General features: G+C 38.4%; 1 protein-coding gene. It reads left to right on the top strand.

Going from position 1 to position 3,322, the window contains the following annotated elements:
- Nucleotides 1-770: 770 nt before the first annotated feature.
- A partial coding sequence (locus tag ACFINK_RS09100) for an autotransporter outer membrane beta-barrel domain-containing protein (RefSeq protein ID WP_375638873.1) occupies nucleotides 771-3,322 on the top strand: 2,552 nt, incomplete at its 3' end.

The following is a 3,322-nucleotide window of genomic DNA, read 5'->3' as shown; positions in this document are numbered from 1 at the left end:
TCAATGCGCAACTGTCTCACAATTTCTCCCTTCATGGTGATGTAAGTTATCAACAAAAGCTTCAGAAAACTGGTATATCTGGAGCAAATTTCTCAGGCGGCATACGCTATCAGTTTTAAATCAAGGCTGTAAAAATAGCCTATTCATTCTATTCAATTTAACAAAAAGGGCAGCACAATATGCTGCCCTTTTTGTACATTAAAGTCATCCTTTTTCCTTTTAAAGCACCCTTCCCTCTTTATACTTAGTTCTTTACGAAAATCTCCAAGACAAGACACAACAAACGCAACAGAGCACTTCCATCCCCAGTGGATGAAGAGTACTTCCTACTTTGAAAAAAAGAGAAGTCTATTAGAAATAAATTAATACCACTGTGTTGAAAGATGAAAGCCCACTTTAAGCCCAAGTAAGTTAGCTTTTTTACTAGCTTCTTCTACATCCTTTTTTGTTCCCTCATAACCCCAATTTGCGTCATATAATAATCCCTACCATCACGTAAAAGATGTTATGGTACCACTATATCAGTATCTCACAATATTTCTCTGAATAATAATATTCAAAATTATAATTCTTTAAATAAAATCCATTATAAATACATTTTGTATTATACATAATTAATATCAATTATTTTTTAATTTTGACAAAAAACCAAAAATGTCTTACCAAATTAAAAACAATTACTGAAAGTAATAACAACTATCCATTTTCACTTCTTCTTATGAAGTTCGCGGGGAAATGAATATTTTGGGGCTCTCATAAGGAGAATACTAGTGTATAAAACATCCCTTTTATCATGTACGGCTGCAGCCGCTATTATCCTGTTCAACATCCAGTTCAGTGCACATGCTGAAACCCTCGTAGTTTCTGAGGGAAAACAACAAGAAGTATCCGATAAAACCTACGAAACTATTCACGCAAAAGACGGTGGCAAAATCATTGGAAAACATTTAACCATTGTTACGAATAAAGATATAAACCAAGGCACAAACCAAACCGTCTATGCTGTAACAGCAGAAGGTGCTAACAGTGCGATTGAGTTACTGGATGGCACAACCATTAAAGGCACTGGTTCTGGTATTTTCTTAGGCCTTGAAGCCAAAGACGGTGCTACACTTCAAATGACTAAGGGAACAATTACATATTCTGGAATGGAGGCCTCCTCATCTGGCATTTTATCTAGCACTGGTGCTTCCTTTTCTGACAGTAAGAGTAAAAAAAACAAGCTGGAAGACGTGGTAATATCGAGTGAAAACGATAACAGTTCACTATCCTTAGGAATAAGTGCTAAAAACAGCACAGTAACCTTGAACAATGTAACCGTTACTCAAGCACTAAAAGGCATATTTGCAGATGATCACTCGACAATAACAATCTCTGGAGGATCACTCGATGGGGAAACTGATGGGGTATATGCTGGAAACGGCAGCATCATTACTTTAAACAACAATGTTACAGTCGCATCATCTAAGGGTAATGCACTCCATGCAGATGGTATAGAATCCAAGGTCACAATGAAAGGAGGGACTGTCATAGGAGGAAATTTGAATGGACATGAAAACGCATTACTTACAAAAAATGGTGGACGTATTGAAATTACGGATGTTACTCTAACAACCGATAACTTCGGAAACGGTGCAAATGCCCATGGCTTTGGAAGCATAATTGAATTAAAAGGCAAAACAAGCATTGAAAAAGTTAGAGACGGACTGAGAGCAGAAAAAGGTGGTAAAATCACCAGCGAAGATTTAACAATAACTGCTTATGAAAACCAAGAATACGGCACTTCTGGTATAATAGCCATTGATCCCAATAGTGAAATTCAATTAAAGGGGCATACAACCTTTGAAAAAGTTTCGTACGGTCTTGGAGCCTTTAATGGTGGTAAAATTACCAGCGGAGATTTAACAATAGTCGGTGGTAAAGCAATTAATGACAACCCCAATGAAGCACGATCTGGTGTATGGACATCGGGCTCTGGGAGTGAAATTCAGTTAACTGGCAAAACAACCATTCAAAATTTTGATGAAGGTCTTTATGCAGATGATGGGAGTAAAATCATTACCGGAGATTTAACAATAATCGGTGGTGAGTCCGAAGCAGAAACCGTTGGTGTAAGCACTTGGGAGGCTGATAGTATAGTTGAATTAAATGGCAAAACAACTATTCAAAATGTTGGTATTGGTCTCGCTACTGGTGAAGATGGCACAATTAAGATGGTTAATGGCGCTATTGATACTAATTCTAAAGGTCTAGATACCCAATCCGATACTCCTCAGAAGGGGAAGAAAAATACAATAGAAGCAAAAATGGCTGCGCTGGTTGTAATAAATGGCGGACATATTGATCTGACAGATGTTTCTGCCACAGCAGAAGTTGCCGGTTTACAATTCGCAACTTTCTCCGATGATAATCCAAATGGCTCGCATGATCCACAAAAATATCATAGTAATGAGATCAATCTGACCAATGCAGAGCTTCATGCTGAAAATGGCACAGGAATTTTCATTGGAGCTGTTGTTGAAAAAAGTATCGAAGATACTACAGTTCCATCAATCGGCACAGTCAATCTTAAAAAATCAGAGGTCCATGCCGATGTTTTACTAGGAAATGGTATTGCTTGGGACAAAACGTCATGGAAAGATAAAGATTTGTGGGATGGTAAAGAGGTTAAAGCGATCTCCAACGGCACCTTCACCTTAAGCACTGATCAGTCTACTCTAGAAGGCAGAGCAAATATTGCTAAAGACAGAAATGTGCACTTTGATCTGAAAAACGATACAAAATGGACGTTGAAAATCAGCAAAAACGAAAAAGATGATGATGGCAATCTCCTTGATATCGCTCAAAGATCTCGTTCTGATATTTCCACGCTTAATCTCGATAACAGCTCCATTGTTTTTGAGAAACCAACAGAAGAGCATTACCAAACATTGCATATAGGTTCTGGTAAACCAGACACGCAAGAAGTCTACAATGCAACGGGTGATGCAAAGATTTACTTCAATACGGCTTGGAGTGATGGTGCTGCAATAAATGACCAAAAAACCGATAGACTTTTGATCCATGGGGATGTCTCTGGCAACACATCAGTTTATGTCACGGGGCACTTAGAAGAGAACAATATCGAAGCAAATACCTCTGCTGCTGCCAATGTCCGTGGTCTTTCACTTATTCAAGTTTCTGGAAAAGCAGAAGAAAACTCTTTCAAACTGGTAAATGGCTATACCACAAGAGGTGGCTTACCGGATATGTATACACTACGTGCCTATGGACCAGACTCAAGCCAAGGAAAAGCCGATATTGCGCAAAACCTCTTTGATGA

This window comes from Bartonella sp. AA16NXGY, assembly GCF_042197325.1.
GTDB lineage: Bacteria > Pseudomonadota > Alphaproteobacteria > Rhizobiales > Rhizobiaceae > Bartonella.
This window is presented reverse-complemented; position numbering and strand designations above follow the sequence as displayed.